Source organism: Streptomyces sp. NBC_00271 (assembly GCF_036178845.1).
Taxonomy (GTDB): Bacteria; Actinomycetota; Actinomycetes; order Streptomycetales; family Streptomycetaceae; genus Streptomyces.
Window position 1 is genome coordinate 8,883,172 of sequence record NZ_CP108070.1, and the last position, 19,329, is coordinate 8,902,500.

Genomic DNA, 19,329 nt, shown 5'->3' on the forward strand with positions numbered 1-19,329 from the left:
GCTCCTCTCCGGCGCAAGAGATCTGGCCGGCGCGCCACCTGCGTCGGGCTGGGATGAGGGGACGGCGCGCAACCGACAGTCCCCCGGGTGCGAGCGCCGCTCACAGGAGGACCGGCGTTGAGGGCACACATGGCCTGCGGCATGCTTGCCCCATGCGCAGCACAGACCCCACGGGCGACCTGGACCCCGGGCGCGGGAACCAGGCCGGGACGGGGCTGCGCCTCAGGGGACGGGACCGTGAGATCGCGGCTGTCCGCAAGGCTCTGGTGGCGGTGCATGCTGGACGGGGCGCCTGCGTCGTCGTGGAAGGCGCGCCCGGCGTCGGCAAGAGCCGGCTGCTCGCGGAGCTGGACGAGCGGGCGCAGCGGTGCGGGTTCGACGTGGTCTCCGTACGGGCCGACGAGTTCGATCAGTATGCGGCAGGAGCCGCCCTGCAGTCCGCCCTGCAGGCCTCCGTCGGTTCCGCCCGAGCCGCCGCAGCCGTGAACGACCAGCGGCTCTGGCTGCTGGACAGCATCGCGGACGCTCTGGAGGAAAGGGCTCAGCGCGCGCCGGTGCTTGTGCTCGTGGACGACGCGCAATGGGCGGATCCGGCCACGCTCTTCGCGCTGCGTACGCTGCCTGGACGACTGGCAGCCTCGCGGATCCTGTGGGTGCTGGCGGTACGGTCGGAGACCGAGCGGCCGACCGTGGCCAGGGTGCGGGAGGACCTCGAACGTCTCGGAGCCCGATGGCTGACCCTCGGCCCTCTGCCACAGCAGGAACTGGAGAACATCGCGGCCGACATGCTCGGGGCGAAGCCTTCACCGCAGCTGGCCAGGATGCTGCGAGGCGTCGCGGGCAATCCGTTCCTGGCGATCGAACTGGTGCGCTCTTTTCCTGGCACGGATGCGGTCAAAGCGGAGGCGAGCGCGGCCGGCCGCCTGTACCGCGACATCCCCGTCGGCTTCCGCCAGAGTGTCGCCGCCCGGCTGGAGCAGCTCCCGGAGGACGCCGTGCGCCTGCTCCAGATCGGCTCCGTCCTCGGCCGCGAATTCGACTTCGGCACGGCCGCCCGCATGCTGGGCAGGCAGGTCGGCAGCCTGCTGTCAGGCGTGGAGGCCGCCCTGAACGGCGGTCTGCTCGCGGCGGACGGCCCGCGACTCGCCTTCCGCCACGATCTCCTGCGGCAGGCCGTCCACGAGAACCTACCGCCGGCCGTACGGACCGCTCTGCACCGGGAGGCCGCCGAGAGTCTGCGCGCCACCGGGGCACGATCGGCGGAGGTGGCCTGGCATGTCGTCATGGCGGGCGGCCCGGTCGACGACGACGCCGTGGCCTCGCTGCACACCGCCGTACGGGAACTGTCCTCGACGACGCCCGACGCGGCCGCCGACTTCGCTCAGCGGATCGCCGGCCTGCTGCCCCCGCGGGACCGGCGTCGCGTCAGTCTGCTGATCGACGCCGCCGAGTACCTCGGCAGGACCCGCAGGGTTCACGAGGCGCTCGATCTGGTCGACGCCGCCCTCTCGGACGGCCTGGAGCCGCTGCAGGAGGCAAACCTGCGCCTGGTGGCCGCCGAAATACACCAGGCCGCGGGGGACGACGCCGCCGCCATGACACACCTGCAGGAGGCTCTGGACCTCCCCACGCTGCCGTCAGACCTGCGTGTCCTGCTGCTGAAGACCCAGGCGACGGGCCACGTGTACCTCGGGAACATCACCGCTGCCGAGCAGATGGACACCGGCCTGGTCGCGGCCTCCTACCGGAGCCACGATCCGGCAGTCGTCGTCAGCGTCATGGTGTTCCAGTCGCAGACGTTCTTCTACCGTGGGCGCTTGGCCCGAGCTCTGGAGCTTGCCGAGGCAGCCACCGCACGCGCCTACACCGAGCCCACTGCGCCCTACCTGCGGCCCCCGAGAATTCCGGCGCTGTGGCTGGCCATTGTTCTGACCACCACTGACCGGCTCGCGGACACCGAGCGGGTGCTGCGCGAGGGACAGCACGAAGCGGAGGCGCTGGGCCTCGGCTGGTCACTTCCCCACTGGCACGCTCGCCGTGCCTGCGCCCTGCTCGAACAGGGCGCGCTGGACGACGCGGCCGCGGAGGCCGAGGCCGGTCTGGCGGTGGCGGACGAACTTGAGATCACCCAGCCGAATCCGCTGGCTCGCTCCGTGCTGGCACTGGTGGAGATCAGGCGCGGTGACCTTGCCAGGGCGAGGGACCATCTCCGCGCCGCCGAAGCCGGCTCCGGCACGAACGCGCAGCGGTACGGCCTGTGGGTGGCTCTCGCGCGCGCCTGCCTGGCGGACGCGGAGGGCCGGGACGAGGCAGCGGCAGCGGCACTCACAGGCAGCTTCGAAGACAATGAGCCGACGCGGCTGCTCGCCCTTCCGCCGTCCCACTGGCCTGGAATCGTGCGTATCGCGCTGCGCGGCGAGGAGCCGTCGGTCGCGCAGGCCGTGTCCGGCGCACTACGCACCCTGACCGCCCGGGACGACAGCCAGGAGATCATCGCGGCCGTCCGCGCCCATGTGGACGGCCTGCTCCACAGCGACCGCCGTGCACTCACGACCGCCATCACCAGCTACCGGAGCACCGGCAGACGACTGGCTCTGGCCGCGGCATGCGAGGACCTCGGCGAGCTCATGGCCACATCAGTCGATACGGCGCAGGCGATCCGGTGCCTCGACGAAGCGGGTCAGCTGGCGTTGGCCTCGGGAGCCCTGGGCGATCACGAACGGATCCGGCGGCGCCTACGGCAGCTCGGCGTGCGCGCGGGCGCCGCGCGGCACGACACGGTCAGCTCCCCGGGGTGGGGGAGTCTGACCCAATCCGAGCGGAAGCTGATCCCGCTCGTAGTGGACGGCCTCACCAATCGGGCGATCGCCGACCGGCTCTACGTATCCGTGCACACCGTCAACACCCACATGAGGCACATCTTCACCAAACTCGGCATCAACACCCGCGTCGAACTGACCCGCTTGGCCGTTGAACGGGGCGATATCGCCGACGGGGCCGAGTGAGCGGTGCCCCGGCCCGGGAGGTGCGGCCTGCAAGGCTGAGAGTGAAGCCGATGAGCATGCGCCTATGACGAGCACCGACGGGTTCGGCGCCATGCCCGAAATCGGGCCTTCGAGCCCCGTGAGGGTCTGTTCGGGCCGGCCGGCATCGCGCTTTGGTGCGAGGACACGTTCACACAGCCGGCCTCTGCGGCCGCAACAGGCTCGACTCCCGACTCTGCGGCCTTCGCGCTCCTGCTCCGCGTCTGCGAACCGGATCTGCGACCTGTGCATCCCGGCGAACGCCAGCTAGTTGTGGCGCAAGCGGCAGCCGAGGTGATGACTGCCGTCGCGAGTTGAACACTGACGCAAGCCTGGTTCCCCCAGGGGTCGCGATCTTTCCCACTTACGTCTTCGGAGAGTGCAGCACGACTCACACGAAGGCGCTCTGCCCGGTGATGGACTTGCCGACTATGAGGGTTTGCATCTGGCGGGTGCCCTCGTAGGAGTAGAGGGCCTCGGCGTCGGCGAAGAACCGTGCGATGTCGTAGTCGAGGACGATGCCGTTGCCACCGAAGATCTCGCGGCAGAGCGCGACGACCTCCCGCATCCGGGACGTGGTGAACCCCTTGGCCAGCGCCGAGTGGTCATCGCGGAAGATGCCCTGGTCCTGCAGCCGAGCGAGCTGTACCAGCATGCCCCAAGAGGCGGTGATGTCGCCCAGGCACTTCACCAGAAGGTCCTGCACCATCTGGAACCCCGCGATCGGACGCCCGAACTGCTGACGCTCCTTGGCGTAGGAGAGTGCGAGCTCATAGGCGCCGATCATGACACCCAGAGCCTGCCAGGCGACACCGCTGCGCGTGAAGCGCAGGATCTCCGCGACGTCTCGGAAGGAGTTGATGTTCTGGAGGCGGTTCGCCTCCGGCACCCGTACGTCGGTCAGGGCGATCTCGGCGTTCTGTACGATCCGCAGCGCAATCTTGCCCTCGATCTTCACCGGCACGAAGCCGGGGGTGCCCTTCTCGACGACGAAGCCCTTGACCTGGTTGTCGTCTACGTCCCGCGCCCACACCACGACGTGGTCGGCGAAGGTGGCGTTGCCGATCCACCGCTTCGCGCCGTTGAGGACCCAAGTGTCGCCCTGGAGCTTGGCGGTGGTGCGCATGCCACCGGAGACGTCGGAGCCACCCAGCGGCTCGGTCATGGCGAAAGCGCCGATCTTCTCCATCGAGGCCATGGCGGGCAGCCACCTCTCACGCTGCTCCTGGTCGCCGCCGGTATAGATGGAGTAGAAGCTGAGCCCATTGTGAACACCGAAGAAGGTGGCGACCGAGGCGTCGATGCGACTCATCTCCATCGCGAGCATGCCGCCGAGCAGATGGCTGGCGGCAGGCAGGTGCTCACCGTAACCCTCGTAAGACAGGGCGGTCAGCCCGCTCCCGCGGAACTTCTCGATCAGTTCCATGGGGAACTCGCCCTGGTCCCAGTACCTGTTGACCATCGGCTTTACTTCGTCACGCAGGAAGGCGCGGGCCTTGCGCAGTATCTTGCGCTCGTCGTCCGGGAGGAGCGCCTCGTAGAGGTAGAAGTCGGCGCCCAGCAGGTCGTCCGGCGGTGCAGGGGGAGTGGTGGTCATGTCAGTTCTCCTTTTGGTGTCGGACATGGCAGAGGCGGTGAAGGGCGAATGCGCTGGCGAGGTATCCGCGGCCGTGGGCCTCACTGTCCTGACCAAGGGTGTCCCCAAAGGTCAGCGTGATGTTTTCGGCGTTCGCTGCCAGGCCGTCTTCGCGTAAGGGCGTGGCGCGTCGGCCTTCTACAGGACCGGGGCAGTGACGGCCGGATCGATGGCCCGCCGGTTCGGCAGGCATGCGCAGGTCGAGGTCCAGCATGGTGACGGACCACGGAGGGCACGGCTCGACGGCGGGAAGCCGGCGCCCGCTCCCGTTGCCGTCTCACCGTGACAAACGCTGCCAGACGCCCGGTTCCTGGCAGCGCCCATCCAACAAGTCCTGTCGAACTCCATGTTCTGCGCACCTTCGCGTCTTGAAGACTCGATTCCAGACCACCAGTTGACCGACGGGCCACCCCGTTTGTGACGGCTACCGACACGCGGTTCGTCCGACTGGGAGGGGTCAGAGTGCGAGGAGTCAATGGGGCATCAGAAGCATGACCACCGTGCCCATGGCAGTCGCGCCGTCCCAGAAACGGTCGCAAGCACTCTTGAGGCTGGTCGAGTTGTCGGCCGTTTCGGTGGTTGCGCGCAGTGCAGGCATGCCACGGGTGAGCGAGCGAAGAGAACATGTGAGGAGGTACAGCGCGAACACTCCTGTGACGACGCTGTCGGCCTTCGACTCACCCATGGAGTGGCTGAGATGCATGGCCTGGTGTGCTGTCGGAACGCCTTCGGCCATGGTCTGGTGCGAATGGCCCGCCGCGCGGTACGACATCCAGGTCATCGCCGCCATGCCGACCGCGTAGGGCAGCCTTTTCGCGGTTGCCGACAGCTGTCGCTCCTGGCCACTGTTGACAGCGGTCAGCGGGAACCACAGTGCGGCGGCGGCGAAGAAGACCGACTGCGGCAGCTCCGGCAGAGCGCGGCCCCAGCTCCACGGCATCACAGCCATGGCCAGGGCCATGGCGGCGTGCAGCAGATGGTCGACGCGGCTGCGGCAAGCGCGAGTCCGTGTCAGGACACCCTGCCGGAGCGCGCGGACAGCGGCCGCTGTGAACAGGGCGGTCAGCATGTAGTCGACAACTTCAGTGGCACTCATGCCGAATCGCACCCTCCCACGGAGCGGTCAGGATCCGTGTCGGAACTGCATTGTGTGAGTGGGTGGTTGGTCAGTCTGTGGGGCGCGGGGCGCGCAGCTGGGCCCGTTCGGCCAGTTCCCTCTCACTGACCAGTTCGAGCATGGGCTTGCCCGGTGCGCACATCATGGTCACGACGAACCGGGTCCGCGTATCCGCAAGCGCGTTGCCGTCCTGGTAATGGATCACATCACCACCCGGCTCCCAGAACGTCCCGCCGGCTTCGATCACGCGCTCGGGCTCGCCCTCAAGCTCGAAGCGGACCGCTCCCTCGATGACGTACCCGAAGGCAGGCCCCGAGTGGCGGTGCGGCGGCGTTCCCGTGTCTCCGGGCTTCCACTCGACATGAATGGTCATCGCAGACGCACCCTCGGGAATGGTGATCGGTGCGGTGTCCTGGAGCATCGTCGCCGCCGTCTTCCACCCTTCCGACGGGTACTGCCCACCGTGACCGTGTGCTGCATCCTTGCCCGACATTGTGTTGAACCTCCGTAGATCCACTGCGACTTGAGCCAGACATACCTCGCGACCGGTATAAAGCCGAACAGATGTGCCGTTGGTTGGCCGCGTATTCCCACGTGCTGGCCCCATGCGCGTTGTGCAGTGATGACCGAGCGCACCGCGAATCTGTGACACAGGAGGCTGCGCCCGTTCTTCAGGGATGCCGTTCGGAGCAAGCACGCGTCTCAGCGCGATGTCACAGCTTCGGGGCGAACGCTGTCCTAGGCGTGGTGCGTGGCTGACGTCATCGTCAGGCGTACGGAGGCATCAGTGGGGTCACGCCCCCGACGGGAAGAAACCCAGATGAGAGTCGTTGTTGCAGGAGCCACCGGTCTGATCGGTTCCAAGACGGCCGCGAGGCTTCGGGACCACGGAGTGGAGGTTGCGCTCATATCACGCAGGGAGGGTGTCGATGTCGTGACCGGGGAGGGCCTCCCCAAGGTCCTGCGCGGCGCGGATGTGGTGGTGGACGTCACCGATGCGCCCTCCCGTGCGGAGACCGCGAGTGTGGATTTCTTCGGCACCGCCACGGGCAATCTGCTGGAGGCCGCGGGGTCAGCCGGTGCCGAACACTATGTGATCCTGTCCGTCGTAGGGGCAGACCGGCTGAAAGCCGGGTATTTCCGCGCGAAGGCGGAGCAGGAGGAGCTGGCGCGGCGCTCGCCGATTCCCCACTCCATTGTGCGTGCCAGACGGTTTTTCGAGTCTGTGGAGGACGTGTCACGTTCGGTGCCGTACACGGACAGTGTCCATGTCGTACCCGTCCTGACACGCCCGTCGCGGCGGACGATGTCGCCGTCGCCGTCGCTCATGTCGCAGTCGGCGTAACGCTGTTCGGAATACTTGAGGTTGCCGGCCCGGACGAGGACCGCCTCGACGAGCTCACTGAGAAGCTGCTGGCCGCGCAGGGTGAAAAGCGCGCGGTGATCGCCGCCCGGCCAGGCCTCCTTCACCCGGCCGGCCACCGCCGCCTCGTCGCGTTCCACCGCCCGGCGGGCCAGCACCTGGCAGCTCCAGCCATGCCGCTTGAGCAGTGGCGACACCCTGCACGGTGTAGTTTTTGTGGAACCGACGGCCGACAAGGGTCTTGATCCGCGACAGGGTCCAGATCTGGTCCGGCCGGCCGTGTACCACCGGCCCCTTGGCCAGCTCCTGCTCCGGCAGGCGAACAACTCGTCACTGAGCAGCGGCAATGACGCGGGCCCCCTGGCAGCCAGGGGACAGTGTCGAATCACCATCACGGACATACTGAGCTCCAAAGCGTGGTCCCATGCGGTGAGGTGGCTCGCGATGTCGCCGCTTCCCCCTTCAAGCAGTCTCCAGGCTCACGGATTCGGCCTGAGAGCGACGCCCAGTAGTTCTCCGAGTCGCGTCGTGGAGTGCTCTGCGCTGCGATGCAGGACAGTGGCCATTCCCAGTGCCTCGGCGGGCGGCAGGTTCACCGCGTTGTCGTCGATGAAGACGCATTCCTCGCCGGGGACTTCGAGCATCTTGAGGATGAGCTCGTACACAGCCGGCTCCGGTTTCCGCAGTCCGTGCTGCCCGGAAATGAGCGCCACGTCGAAGGCCGCGTCGATGTCGAAGCCTCGATACATGTTCCATGGCGCCAAGCCCATGCTGTTGGACAGCAGACCAATCCTCAGTCCGCAGTCGCGGGCCCTGGCCAGCACCGACACCATGGATTCGTCGAGACGGGAATCGGCGAAGATCCGTCCCAGAAGGTTGGTGCTGTCGATGCCCAGTGCCTGGCCCATGTGATGGTTCCAATCGAACTGAGTGGCCCTGTCGCGTTCGAGGTCGTGAGTGAGCGCGACCATCGCCGGGTCCCGGTACCAGGAGCGCTCCACCGCTCCTTCGGAAAGGCCCTCACGGGCTTCGAAGCCACGCACCGCATCATCGAGCGATGTCGTGAGTACACCCCCGTAGTCGACTATGAGACATGTTCTCGGCACAGTGTTCCGAACCTCTCTCCCACGCCGTCTGGTTGACTCATGTTGTCGCAGGGCGCCTACCAGATCAGCGCCGCGTCCCATGACATCCTGCAGGCGGAGCGTGATAGGGCACGGGTACGGCGACGGTATGCCGGTGATGTCGCGGCTCGCATCGAAAAGACCGGCCTTCTCGAGGTGGCCGGCGTTGCGATATGCCACAACGCGGTCGCCTGCCATCCGCCAACAGCCTGGCGTGCACTGTGGCCGGCCGTCGCCCACGTACTGTGACTGGAGGCGATCCGGATTCGTCTCGACTACTGGGTACGGGACGAGGGGGGCGTACTGAGAGAGCACAATGAGACCTTCGGGATGTGGTCGGCCTCCCCCGAGAAGGTGATTGAGGAATTGAGGCAGTGCGGTTTCGCACCGTCCGCCTATGGCCGCTCTGTTCAGCGCAGGTGCTCATTGGCGATCTCCTGGTACTCCTGCGTGGTCGGCTTGGGGATCTGCGAGCCCTCGCCGTAGAAGGCGCGGCTGAACCTGACACGCAGGAGCCGAGAAAGGCGGGCGCCGGCACCTGGGCTCTCCGCGTTGCCGTTCGAGCCGGGTGCGATCGGCGTGTATTGCTCATGCTGTGTAAGAAGGTGGAGCTCCGCCTGGCTGAGAGGCGCGTGCACCTCGACGAACTCGCCGTGCGGCAAGCGCTTGATGACACCGGTCTCACGACCGTGCAGCACCTTGTCCCGGTCTCTGCGTTGCAGACCGAGGGCACACCGCTTCGCCACGGCGTAGGCTGCGACAGGCGCGACGAAGAGGCCGACGCGGACCGTCCACGTCACTGATTCGACCGAGAGATGGAACCGGGTGGCGACGATGTCGTTCGTGGCGCCGATGAGCGACACCAGGTAGAAGCTGATCCAGGCGGCACCGAGTGCCGTTCGCACAGGGCGGTTGCGTGGTCTGTCAAGAAGGTGCTGCTCACGATCGTCCCTGGTCACCCATGACTCGATGAACGGATATGCGCCCATGGCCAGGAAGAGGCCGACGCCTGCCACCAGCGGAATCAGGTTGTCCAGTGCCAGGGTGTGGCCCCAGAAGGCGATTTCCCAGCCGGGCATGACTCGCAGCAGTCCGTCCGCCACGCCCATGTACCAGTCGGGCTGCGATCCGGCCGAGACCTGGTCGACGCGGTAGGGGCCGTACAGCCAGATGGGATTGATCTGCGCGAGTGCCGCCATCGCGAAGATGACTCCGGCGACCAGGAAGAAGAAGCCCGCGGACTTCACCGCCCGCACCTTGAGCGGCAGGCCCACCGGATTCTTGTTGCTCCGTCCAGGGCCTGGATACTGCGTGTGCTTGTGGTGGAGCAGCAGGATCAGATGGACCACGAGCAGTCCCACCATGATGGCTGGGATGATCAGAACATGGATTGTGTTGAAGCGCGCCACCAGTTCACTGCCCGGGAACTCGCCCCCGAAGAGAAACATCGAAAGGTAGGTTCCGACGATCGGTATGGAAAGGATCGTCCCGTTCACGACGGCGAGCCCGGTTCCGGAGAGAAGGTCATCCGGAAGGTCGTATCCGGTCAAGCCTCCGAACATTCCTAGGACCAGCAGCAGGAATCCGAACAGCCACTGGAATTCACGGGGCTTGCGGAAGGCGCCGGTGAAGAATACGCGCAGCATGTGGACGAGCATGGACCCGACGAACACCAGCGCTGCCCAGTGATGGGCCTGTCGGATCAACAGGCCGCCCCGGACGTCGAAGGAGAGGTGCATGGTCGAGTTGAACGCCTCCGACACCGTCTGCCCCCGCAACGGCATGTAGCTGCCGTTGTACTGCACCTCTTTCATTGACGGATGGAAGTACAGGGTCAGATAGACCCCTGTCACGATAATTACGATGAAACTGTAGAGACAGATCTCTCCCAGCAAGAAGGACCAGTGGTCCGGGAAGACCTTACGTGCCTTAGCGCGGATCAGGCCGTACGGGCCCAGTCGTCCTTCCGCCCAGCGGGCAATCCGCTCGCCACCGTCTCCTTCGCCCACTTCTTCTTTCTGGCTCTGATCATCCATGCCCCTACAACCATTCCTCATCCGGACCGAAAGGGACGCTCTTGATGTCATGAGCCTGCCTTGTTGCCGACAGGAAATGGATACGGCAAGTCAGTCGCCTGTCGTGGGCAGAGCTGAGACAGGCGGGGCACCAAATCTGTTTCCATCCGTGTTCCGTGTGTGCGTACGGACCGAAGGTCGGACTTTCCGGCGTACTGCGCATAGCTGGGCAGCCCTGCCACGCCGCGTCGACTCAGCCCCCCGCGCCGAATCCGGGATCACGGACGGTCTTCATGGTGGCTGCACTCCTTGGGCGAGCAGGCTCATGACTGCTTCCACCCATATGACCGGGCATGAGGCTTGGATGTGACACGCATGGCCCCGAGGTGGTGCTCAGCGCTGTCACGCCGCCTCATCAGGCGGCGTTCGCCCTCCGTCTTTCCACCCCAGATGCCTTCCACCTGCTCGACCCGCATGGCCCAGCTGAGGCACTGATCCACGACCGGGCAACGACAGCAGACGGCCTTGGCATCGGCGATCTGAGCGTGCGTCAGGATGCCGTTGCCGATGGGGAAGAACAGTTCTGGGTCGATGCGCATGCAGGCTCCCCGTTCGCGCCAATGCGTTGCGTGGTCGCCTTGTTCTGCTGCGGTCACGGTCTTTCTCGTCTCCGGGAAGGATTTCAGGGGTTGTCATGTGGGACCGGGTACCTGGCACATGTGTGACACGGCAGCGGACACCGGGTATGTCAGTTCAACCGCTGATCTTGGTTGTTGCGTGGGGTCAGGCGACTCTCGAAGGCGACCTGGAACGTGTTCAAGAATGCCTTTCAGTGGCATGGTCCACCTCTTGCGGCCTTTCCCGGTCGGGTCCAGGCCCCTCGGCGCCATGTCGACGCACTTGAGGGCGGCGGCCTCGTCTGCGTATCTCGACGTCGAGGGAGAGGAAAGAGTCGCTGCCCGAGCTGCCTGGCGCTGGAGAACTTAACTCTTCCGGCACGCCAGTGCTTCGAGCCGCTGGGCCTGAAGGGCCAGGAGGACAGCGGCCTCGGTGAACTGTCCGGCGGGCAGGCACAGCGGGCAGCCCTCCGTTTGTACGCAGGTTGTGGACCCCCAGGTCGCCTGGCCGCGGGCGGCCGGTGTCCCACACCCACCACACAGCCGGTACGGATCACACGCGGACGTGTGTGATCCGCCCGGTGCGCGGTGTGGCCGTGCCGATGCCCGAGTGCCGGCCATGCGCGCGGACCATCGACCGCCGTGCTCAGACCACGATCTTGCGCGGGTTGAAGTTGCCGCCCGGGTCGGCAGCGCCGAAGAGGCCCGACATGATGGCGACACCCTCCGTCGAGATGTCCTCCTCCAGCCAGGGTGCGTGCTCCAGGCCCACCCCGTGGTGGTGCGAGATCGTGCCGCCGGCGTCGATGAACGCCTGCTGGATCGCCCGCTTGACGATGTCGTACTCGCCGAGCGGGTCGTCACCGAACACGAAGGCGAAAGTGAAATAGAGGCAGGCTCCAGAGTGGTACGAGTGCGACAAGTGCGACATGGTCCAGCCGGCGCGGCCGATCTTCTCGTAGGCGTGGTCGGCCGCGTCGTAGACCGCCGCGTGGATGCCACGAAGCTTCGACCATGGACCGGCGGTCTCGCTCACGTCGCCGGCGGCACCGTGGTCGAGGAGGAAGTCGCGGATGTACGGCGTGTCGAACTTCTTCTGGTCGTAGAGCGCACCGGGGCCCCTGCCGACGCCGATGCCGTGATGCTTGCGCACGATCCGGTCGACGAGCGACTTCTGCCGTTTCACGTGTGCCTCGTCGCCCTCGAAGCCGATGAACGAGAGGCACATCTCGTCGAGGCTCCAGCCACGCCTCTTGAGATACGCCATGAGGCCCGTCTGTGCCTTCTTCTGAATGCCCTTCGACTCCTTGCTCGTCGCCAGGGAGAAGGCCGTCTCGTGCGCGTCCGAGATACGGGTGACCGAGGGCGAGACGTCGCTCTCGGCGATCTTCTGCATCGCCGCGAGGCCGTGGTCGAGATTCTTGAAGAAGTAGGCGTGGATAGCCCGCTTCTCGGGGAGTCGGTGCACCTGCACCGTGACCTCGGTGATGACGCCGAGCCGCCCCTCGGAGCCCACCACCATCTCCCGGACGCTCGGCCCGGTCGACGCGCTCGGAACGGCACGGATCACGAGGACCCCGCGGGCCCGCACGACACGCAGCCCCTTGACGATGTCCGCTATGTCGCCGTACTTGTCCGACTGCATGCCGGACGAGCGCGTGGCGACCCACCCGCCGAGCGTCGAGTGGGTGAACGAGTCGGGGAAGTGCCCCATCGTCCAGCCGTCCCGGTTGAGTTGAGCCTCAAGATCAGGGCCCAGCGCCCCGGCCTGGACGCGCGCCAGCCCGGAGTCGGGGTCGATCTCCAGCACCCGGTTGAGGCGGCCGAGGTCGAGTGAGACGACCACCCGGGACTCGTCCATGTGCGGCTCAAGGCTGCCCGCGATATTGCTGCCGCCCCCAAAGGGGATGATCACGGCGTCCGCCTCGACGGACGCGTCGATGACGCTTTGCACCTCTGCCTCGTCGGCCGGGTAGACGATCACATCGGGACTGCGCGCTATCGCGCCGGCTCGGATGCGGACCAGGTCACGCAGGCTCTTGCCGTACGTGTGGACGACCCGGGACAGGTCATCGATCACGGTGTTCCCGGCTCCGACGATGCCGCCCAGAACCGCGACGAACTCCTCGGACGCCGTCGAGGCCGGCACTCTCAACCGCGAGAAGTCGGGCCGTTCGGTGCGTTCGCCCGCCCAGAGATCGAGGCCGATGGCCTTCTGTACGAACGGCGCGAAACCAGGCTTGTCCTCGTGTCGGAAGCCGACACCTTCCACGCCCCAGCCCCACCACTTCATGTGTTTCACATCATCGGTGCGCATCGCGTCGGTGCGGCCGGTGGATTCGGTCACGAACGGTCTCCTTCAGGTATACGACGTGAGGTCGCACTCACGCCGAGGATGCGGTCGGAGTTCTCCTCGGCCAGGGTGAGGATCGCCGAGCGGATGCGTTCGGTGAACTCGCTCCTCAACTCCCCGGGAAAAGCAGTCAGCGGTTCGCCGAAGACAACCCCGACCGGCAGACGGCCCGGTTTCGGCCAATTCGATCCGCGAGGATGCGCCGCATGCGCGCCGATGACCGCGACGGGGAGCACCGGTACCTCGGCCGACGAGGCGAGCGCCGCCGCCCCCGGCTTGAACGCCCCAAGCGATCCATCGCGCGAGCGGGTCCCCTCGGGAAAGATCAGAAGCGGCACTCCCCGACTCAGCAAAGCCTTGGCGCTCACTCCGCGCGCGTTCATTCCGGTGCGGTCGACCGGGAAGGCGTTGAAGAAGAGGGCCGTGAGGCCGCGCCGCCGCCACACGTCGAAGAAGTAGTCGGCGGCGGCTCCCACCGCGAGGTAGCGCGCCAGTCGGCGAGGCAGCGCGCCCATGATGAGTGGCGTGTCGAGGTGCGAGGAGTGATTGGCGACGACGACATACGAGTCCTCGACGTTCGCCAAGCGCTCGCGCCCGAGTATCGTGACGCTGGTCACGCTCCAGACGAGAGGCTTCAGCAGCCCCCGTTGCGCGATGAAACGCGCCGCGGCGTGTGAGCGTGAGGTGAAACGGTCGCGTATCGTCGCGGGCATCCGTTTCCTTCCCGTGCGGGTTCGCCCGCACTGATTCCTTCAGTGAGTGAGACTGTCGTTGCGGCTGGAGGAGATCCGTCGCGAGATCCACCGCACTGTGCGGCGTGGAAGATGACGTGTGAACCAGATGAGCAACCGGTACCGGAAGCTCGGCACGGAGATCACCCGTCCGCGGCTCACGTCGCGCAGACTCGTCTCGACGAGTCGCTGGGCGTCGAGCCACAGGAAGTTCGGAATGCTCGACGACCGGATTCCGGCCCGCGTGTGAAATTCCGTGCGGACCCAGCCCGGACAGAGTGCCGTCACGGTGACGCCCGTTCCATGGAGCTCGTTCGCCAGTCCCTCCGAGAGGGAGGTCACGAAGGCCTTGACGGCCGAATAGCTCCCCATGGTGACGAACCCAGCCGTGCTCGACACGTTGACGATCGCACCGTGCCCGCGTTCGCGCATGGCCCGCCCAGCGGCGCCGGCAAGCACCAGCACCACGCGCCCCATGACCTCGATCGCCCGGTCGTGTGGAGCGGTGTCGGCCGAGGTCATCGGTGCGTGCACGCCGAAACCGGCGTTGTTCACGAGCATGTCCACCGGACGGGCGGGGTCCTCCAGCCGGGCGGCGACACGCTCGACGTCGGCACTATCGGACAGATCGGCGGGCAGCACCTCGACAGCACGGCCCCGGGATTCGAGCTCGGCAGCCATCCGGCCGAGCCGCTCCCTGTCGCGCGCCACCAGGACGAGGTCCCATCCGCGGTCTGCAAGAGCGCGCGCGAACGCCGCTCCGATACCCGACGTGGCACCGGTGACAAGTGCGACCCGCGTACGGCTCAGCACAGTCTCATATGCCATGTGCGCGACATCCGAGCTCCCCGCTCGTCTCCACTTCGTGGGGTGGCGAGCGGGTCCACGCCGTCGATCCCGACACCGGCCTTCCGAGCCACCTGGTCAACAACCCACTTCTGCATGGGAACTTGAAGATCCACAAGATTTCCAAGTTCGACGTCCGACGAGCCGACCCAGACGGATTGCCACGGTCGTACAACAACAGATGACTGAGTCCTCGCGCATGACACACCTTTCGTTTCTGGGCTCATGGCGTTAGACCGGGCATGCCTCCGTCTTGTGACACGCGCTTCCGCACATGACGGAGGTGAGCGATGCCCAGCAAGGTCCGGTGCACGCCGCCTGCGCCGAGACACCACACCGATACCGCGGGATCTCTCGTTCTTCCCAGCACAGGCCATAGGCGCAGGCCCCATACGGAACCAACTCACATGTCACACATGCGCCGGTTGCCTGGTCTAACGTGACGGCCCCCGACGGCTTCTCGCATGCTCCGGGGCTTCTGCAGAGTTTCCCCTGCTCCCGCCCCAGAAAGCCCGTGTATGAACTCGAACAACGAGACGACGACCGCGCCGCCCGAGACAGCGGGATTCGACGTGCGTGAGTTCGCCCGTACGGCACACGGCAGCCACCGCGGAACGCTCGACCTCGGGGCGCTCGCCAAAGAGCCGCTCGATGCCGAATCCGTCCGGCTCGCTCGCGCGCTGCGCGACATGGAACGTGCGACGTTGCACCGCGTGCGCGACCTCCTCGTCACGGCGACACATAAGGACGCCCGTGTCACCGCGTTCCTCACCACGTGGATGTTCGAGAGGTTCTGGATAGCCGATGCCCTCGACGCCGTCCTGGATGCTTCTCCCGCCGCCCGCGACCTCCCTTCGAGCGCCGGTTCGGCACGGTGGGTACTGGCGGAGCGCCGCGAACGCCGTGGCCCGATCCGTCGTTCCCTCATCGCCAACATCACCGGTACACAGATCGTCGCCGAACACGTGACGACGGGCCTCGTGGATGAATGGATCACGCTGGCGGCCTATCGGCGTCTGGCCGGCGTGTCCTCCGCCATGGCGGCGATCATCAACCCTGTGGTGGAGATCAAGCATCGCCATATCCGCTTCCTCGTGGAGGAGGCGGAGCGCCGACTCCAGGGTTCGACCCGCGCCCAGCGCATCACCCGCCGAGCCCTCCGGCACGCCGCCTGGCCGCTCGGCTCGGTCGACCGCTCCGGGCACGAGCGCACCTTCTTCGAACGTCATGTCTTCGGCGACCAGAGCGGACGAGCCGAGGCGCGCCGTATCCGCGGGCTGGTCGCCGCGCTCCCCGGCATCCGTCCCGGTGTCGCATCCACCGTGGAATCGAGGCTCCTTCCGTGATATCGCACAACGCGAAGACCGAACTCGGCAGCGCGCACGTCCTACTGACCGGCGCGACCGGCTTCGTCGGGCAGGCCGTGCTTGAGCGGCTGCTCACCGACCACCCCGCCACCCACATCTCACTTCTCGTGCGCCGGAAGGGGAGTCAGACCGGGCAGGACCGGCTCCGGCAGCTTCTGCGCAAACCCGTGTTCGAGCGCTGGCGGGATGCTGTGGGCGCCGAAGAGGCCGAGCGCATCGTCCGTACACGGATCACAGTGCTCGACGGCAGCATGACCAGCATCCCCGAGCTGCCCTCCCATCTTGATGTCGTCATCCACTCGGCATCGACGGTCTCGTTCGACCCGCCCATCCACGAGGCGTTCGACACGAACGTCAACGGCGCCGTAAGCCTCTACGAAGCCCTGCTCGCGTCCGGATCCGACCCACACGTCGTCCACGTGTCGACCTGTTACGTCGGAGGGCTCCGTCGCGGTGTGGTACCCGAGGCCAAGCTCGAACACGATGTCCTCTGGCACACCGAGTGGACCTTGGCGACACGGACCCATGAGCAGACCGAACTCACCTCGCGGGAGCCGGCGATGCTTGAGCAGTTCATGTCCCGCGCCCGCGGCAACCACGGCAAGGAGGGCCCGATCGCGGCGGCCCGCGCGAGCGAGAACGCGCGGCGCGAGTGGGTGCGTTCCCAGCTCGTCGCCGCCGGCCGGCGGCGCGCGCAGAGTCTGGGGTGGACCGACGTCTACACCCTGACGAAGGCACTCGCCGAACGTGCCGCGGAAGACCTCTGGGGCGAGGCCGGACACCGGCTTTCGGTGGTCCGGCCCGCGATCATCGAGAGCGCGTTCCAGCATCCGTTCCCCGGTTGGATCGACGGCTTCAAGGTCGCCGATCCGCTGATCTTCGCCTACGGCCGGGGCCAGCTGCCCGACTTCCCGGGGCTCCCCGACTCGATCCTCGATGTCATCCCCGTCGACTTCGTCGTCAACGCCATCCTGGCCGTGGCGGCCAACCCGACCTCTGTCGACGAGCCGAGGTACTTCCACATCGCCTCGGGCGCGTCGAATCCACTGCCTTTCCACCGTATGTACGAGAACGTACGCGACTACTACACGCAGAACCCGATTCCCAAGGACGACGGATTCGTCAAAGTGCCGGCCTGGAAGTTCTCGGGCGAGCGCAAGTTCAACCGGGGCCTTCGGCTGGCGAAGAAGAAGGCCGACCTGTGGGACGCCGCTCTGCGGCTGATGCCGAACGACGAGCGCAAGCGTGCTCTCGCAACCCAGAACGCCAAGCTGCGCGCCGGTATCGCCACCCTCCGCAACTTCATCGACCTCTACCGCGCGTATGCGCAGACCGAGATCGTCTTCGACGACCGCAACGCCCGCGCGCTGAACAACGCCCTTCCGGCCGAGGTGCGCGAGGACCGTGGCTTCGATGTGGAGCGGATCGACTGGGAGGAGTACCTGCAGAAGGTGCACCTCCCCGCCCTCAGTGAGCTGACAGCGGCCTACCGTCGCCGGAAGGCCGCGGCCGCTCCGCCGGCGAACGCCAGGGCGCAACGCGAACTGCCGCAGCGTACCGACATAGTCGCCGTCTTCGACCTCGAACGGACCGTCGTCGACTCCAACATCGTCGAGCAGTACCTGTGGGTGCGCACCGCGGGCTTCCGTAAGGCGGCCTGGCCGAAGGAGGTGGCAGACCTGCTCGCCTCACTGCCCGGCTACCTCCGCGCCGAAAGACGTGACCGCGGCGAGTTCATCCGCGCGTTCCTGCGTCGTTACCGCGGCATGCCCATCGGCCGCCTTGAGGAGGTCGTGCAGCGCGGGTACGCCGATACGATGCTGCGGCACACGAGCGCGGACGCCCTGGCGCGTATCCGCGAACATCGTGCGGCAGGTCACCGCACCGTCCTGGTCACCGGCTCCATCGGCCTTCTCGCCGCTCCGCTCGCCGACCTGTTCGACGAGGTCGTCGGGAGCTCCATGCACGTGAGGGACGGTGTGCTCACCGGCTACCTGGCGAAGCCGCCGCTCGTGGACGAAGCGAGGGCCGCGTGGCTTCAGCAGTACTCCGAAGAGGGCGGCTACGACCTCGCTGCCTCCTACGGTTACGGCGACAGCCACTCTGACCTGCCCTGGCTGTCTCTGCTGGGAAATCCCTCGGCGATCAACCCCGACGCCGAACTGGCGCGCGAGTCGCACAAGAGGAACTGGAACATCTACCGCTGGAAGAGCGGCGGTTCGGGTGTGCGCCGCGACGTCATCGCGGCACGGGCGACGATTCCGACGCGCACCGACGAGAAGAGCGGCTGATGGCTTTCGACATAGACAAGTACACGAAGAACTCCACCGGCGTGCAGTGGGCCGACCTCGACTTCGACGAGTTCGAGCGCAACCCGCTGCCCGAGGAGACGCTGCGTACGCTGCGCTATATGTGTGACATCGAATACCACACAGTGTGCTACCTGCGTGATCTGCTGACGACCCCGTCTCACGACGAGCCCGCGGTGGGCGCTTTCATGACGATGTGGAACCGCGAGGAGTTCTGGCACGGCGAAGCGCTCGCGGCCGTGCTGGAGCGCCACGGCCTCCGAGTCGACTTCGACGAGCTCAAGGCGACCCGTCTGAAACTCGGCTGGAAGGACCGCCTGGGGACGGTGAAGCAGACGGTGATCGGTCGGCTGGTCGGAAACGACTTCGTCGCCGTGCACATGGCGTGGGGCGCGGCGAACGAGTGGTCGGCGACAGCGGCGTATCACCGACTTGCTGCGCTGGAGAGCCACCCAGTGCTGGTACCGCTGCTGAAGCGGATCGCACAGCAGGAGACGAAGCACGTCGCGTTCTACGCATCGCAGGCACGTGACCGGCTCGCGGCCAGCAAGAAGGCCCGCGTGGTCGCCCGGCTGGCGCTCGAGAATGCCTGGGGCCCGGTCGGCTCGGGCGTCATGCCCGAGACCGAGGTCACGCACGTCATGACTCACCTCTTCGCCGGCTCCGAGGGCCGCAAATTCATCCGCGACATCGACGCGCACATCGCGAAGCTGCCGGGCATGGACGGGCTGCGCATTGTCGAGAACGCCATGGACAAGCGCGGGATCGCTTCCTGATGCTGATGTCGAACGGCTGGTACAACAGCTGACGTAATGAGCCGAGTTGTCG

General features: G+C 66.6%; 14 protein-coding genes and 2 pseudogenes. 5 read left to right on the forward strand and 11 right to left on the reverse strand.

Translation table 11 applies throughout. From position 1 onward, the window contains the following. Positions 1 to 152 precede the first annotated feature (152 nt). Positions 153 to 3,005 carry a helix-turn-helix transcriptional regulator gene (locus tag OG798_RS40110; protein ID WP_328758607.1) on the forward strand — a complete coding sequence of 951 codons (2,853 nt, stop codon included), beginning with the start codon at positions 153 to 155 and terminating at the stop codon, positions 3,003 to 3,005. Between the two features lie 409 nt (positions 3,006 to 3,414). Here the strand turns inward: OG798_RS40110 and OG798_RS40115 are convergent, their stop codons facing one another. The 3 genes from OG798_RS40115 to OG798_RS40125 all read right to left on the reverse strand — a co-directional run bounded on the left by OG798_RS40115 (position 3,415) and on the right by OG798_RS40125 (position 6,269). Further along, complete coding sequence (locus OG798_RS40115) at positions 3,415 to 4,620, reverse strand: acyl-CoA dehydrogenase family protein (RefSeq protein WP_097224392.1); 1,206 nt, start codon at positions 4,618 to 4,620, stop codon at positions 3,415 to 3,417. A gap of 511 nt (positions 4,621 to 5,131) precedes the next feature. Continuing rightward, positions 5,132 to 5,728, reverse strand: coding sequence for a DUF5134 domain-containing protein (locus tag OG798_RS40120; protein WP_328758608.1), 597 nt, complete (start codon positions 5,726 to 5,728; stop codon positions 5,132 to 5,134). Between the two features lie 97 nt (positions 5,729 to 5,825). Next, the gene (locus OG798_RS40125) at positions 5,826 to 6,269 is read right to left on the reverse strand and encodes a cupin domain-containing protein (RefSeq protein WP_097224390.1); all 444 of its coding nucleotides are present in this window, start codon (positions 6,267 to 6,269) and stop codon (positions 5,826 to 5,828) included. Between the two features lie 327 nt (positions 6,270 to 6,596). Here OG798_RS40125 and OG798_RS40130 point away from each other — a divergent pair, with 327 nt between their 5' ends. Further along, complete coding sequence (locus OG798_RS40130) at positions 6,597 to 7,121, forward strand: SDR family oxidoreductase (RefSeq protein WP_267063941.1); 525 nt, start codon at positions 6,597 to 6,599, stop codon at positions 7,119 to 7,121. Between the two features lie 164 nt (positions 7,122 to 7,285). Here OG798_RS40130 and OG798_RS40135 read toward each other — a convergent pair. The 8 genes and pseudogenes from OG798_RS40135 to OG798_RS40165 all read right to left on the reverse strand — a co-directional run. Further along, positions 7,286 to 7,540, reverse strand: a pseudogene (locus tag OG798_RS40135) (hypothetical protein); the annotation flags it as partial. Between the two features lie 78 nt (positions 7,541 to 7,618). Then, the gene (locus OG798_RS40140; RefSeq protein ID WP_328758609.1) at positions 7,619 to 8,461 is read right to left on the reverse strand and encodes an HAD-IA family hydrolase; all 843 of its coding nucleotides are present in this window, start codon (positions 8,459 to 8,461) and stop codon (positions 7,619 to 7,621) included. 212 nt (positions 8,462 to 8,673) lie between these two features. Further along, complete coding sequence (gene qcrB, locus OG798_RS40145) at positions 8,674 to 10,299, reverse strand: cytochrome bc1 complex cytochrome b subunit (protein ID WP_443053981.1); 1,626 nt, start codon at positions 10,297 to 10,299, stop codon at positions 8,674 to 8,676. A gap of 302 nt (positions 10,300 to 10,601) precedes the next feature. Beyond that, complete coding sequence (locus OG798_RS40150) at positions 10,602 to 10,934, reverse strand: WhiB family transcriptional regulator (protein WP_257037374.1); 333 nt, start codon at positions 10,932 to 10,934, stop codon at positions 10,602 to 10,604. A 92-nt stretch (positions 10,935 to 11,026) separates the two neighbouring features. After that, positions 11,027 to 11,192: pseudogene (locus OG798_RS56680) on the reverse strand (IS256 family transposase); the annotation flags it as partial. Between the two features lie 349 nt (positions 11,193 to 11,541). Then, positions 11,542 to 13,242, reverse strand: a complete 1,701-nt coding sequence (locus tag OG798_RS40155) for an FAD-binding oxidoreductase (RefSeq protein ID WP_328758611.1) — start codon at positions 13,240 to 13,242, stop codon at positions 11,542 to 11,544. After that, the gene (locus tag OG798_RS40160; protein ID WP_267063173.1) at positions 13,239 to 13,961 is read right to left on the reverse strand and encodes a lysophospholipid acyltransferase family protein; all 723 of its coding nucleotides are present in this window, start codon (positions 13,959 to 13,961) and stop codon (positions 13,239 to 13,241) included. The genes OG798_RS40155 and OG798_RS40160 overlap by 4 nt, the downstream gene beginning before the upstream one ends. A 39-nt stretch (positions 13,962 to 14,000) precedes the next feature. Then, complete coding sequence (locus tag OG798_RS40165; RefSeq protein ID WP_267063174.1) at positions 14,001 to 14,807, reverse strand: SDR family NAD(P)-dependent oxidoreductase; 807 nt, start codon at positions 14,805 to 14,807, stop codon at positions 14,001 to 14,003. A gap of 536 nt (positions 14,808 to 15,343) precedes the next feature. Between OG798_RS40165 and OG798_RS40170 the strand changes: the two genes are divergently transcribed. Genes OG798_RS40170 through OG798_RS40180 form a run of 3 tightly spaced genes read left to right on the forward strand, consistent with a single transcriptional unit; the run spans position 15,344 to position 19,277 of the window. Next, the gene (locus tag OG798_RS40170; protein WP_267063175.1) at positions 15,344 to 16,171 is read left to right on the forward strand and encodes a hypothetical protein; all 828 of its coding nucleotides are present in this window, start codon (positions 15,344 to 15,346) and stop codon (positions 16,169 to 16,171) included. Then, positions 16,168 to 18,483 carry an HAD-IB family phosphatase gene (locus OG798_RS40175; RefSeq protein ID WP_328758612.1) on the forward strand — a complete coding sequence of 772 codons (2,316 nt, stop codon included), beginning with the start codon at positions 16,168 to 16,170 and terminating at the stop codon, positions 18,481 to 18,483. The genes OG798_RS40170 and OG798_RS40175 overlap by 4 nt, the downstream gene beginning before the upstream one ends. Beyond that, positions 18,483 to 19,277 (forward strand): ferritin-like domain-containing protein, encoded by a 795-nt coding sequence (locus tag OG798_RS40180; protein WP_267063177.1) that lies wholly within the window; start codon positions 18,483 to 18,485, stop codon positions 19,275 to 19,277. Before OG798_RS40175 ends, OG798_RS40180 begins: the two co-directional genes overlap by 1 nt. Positions 19,278 to 19,329 lie beyond the last annotated feature (52 nt).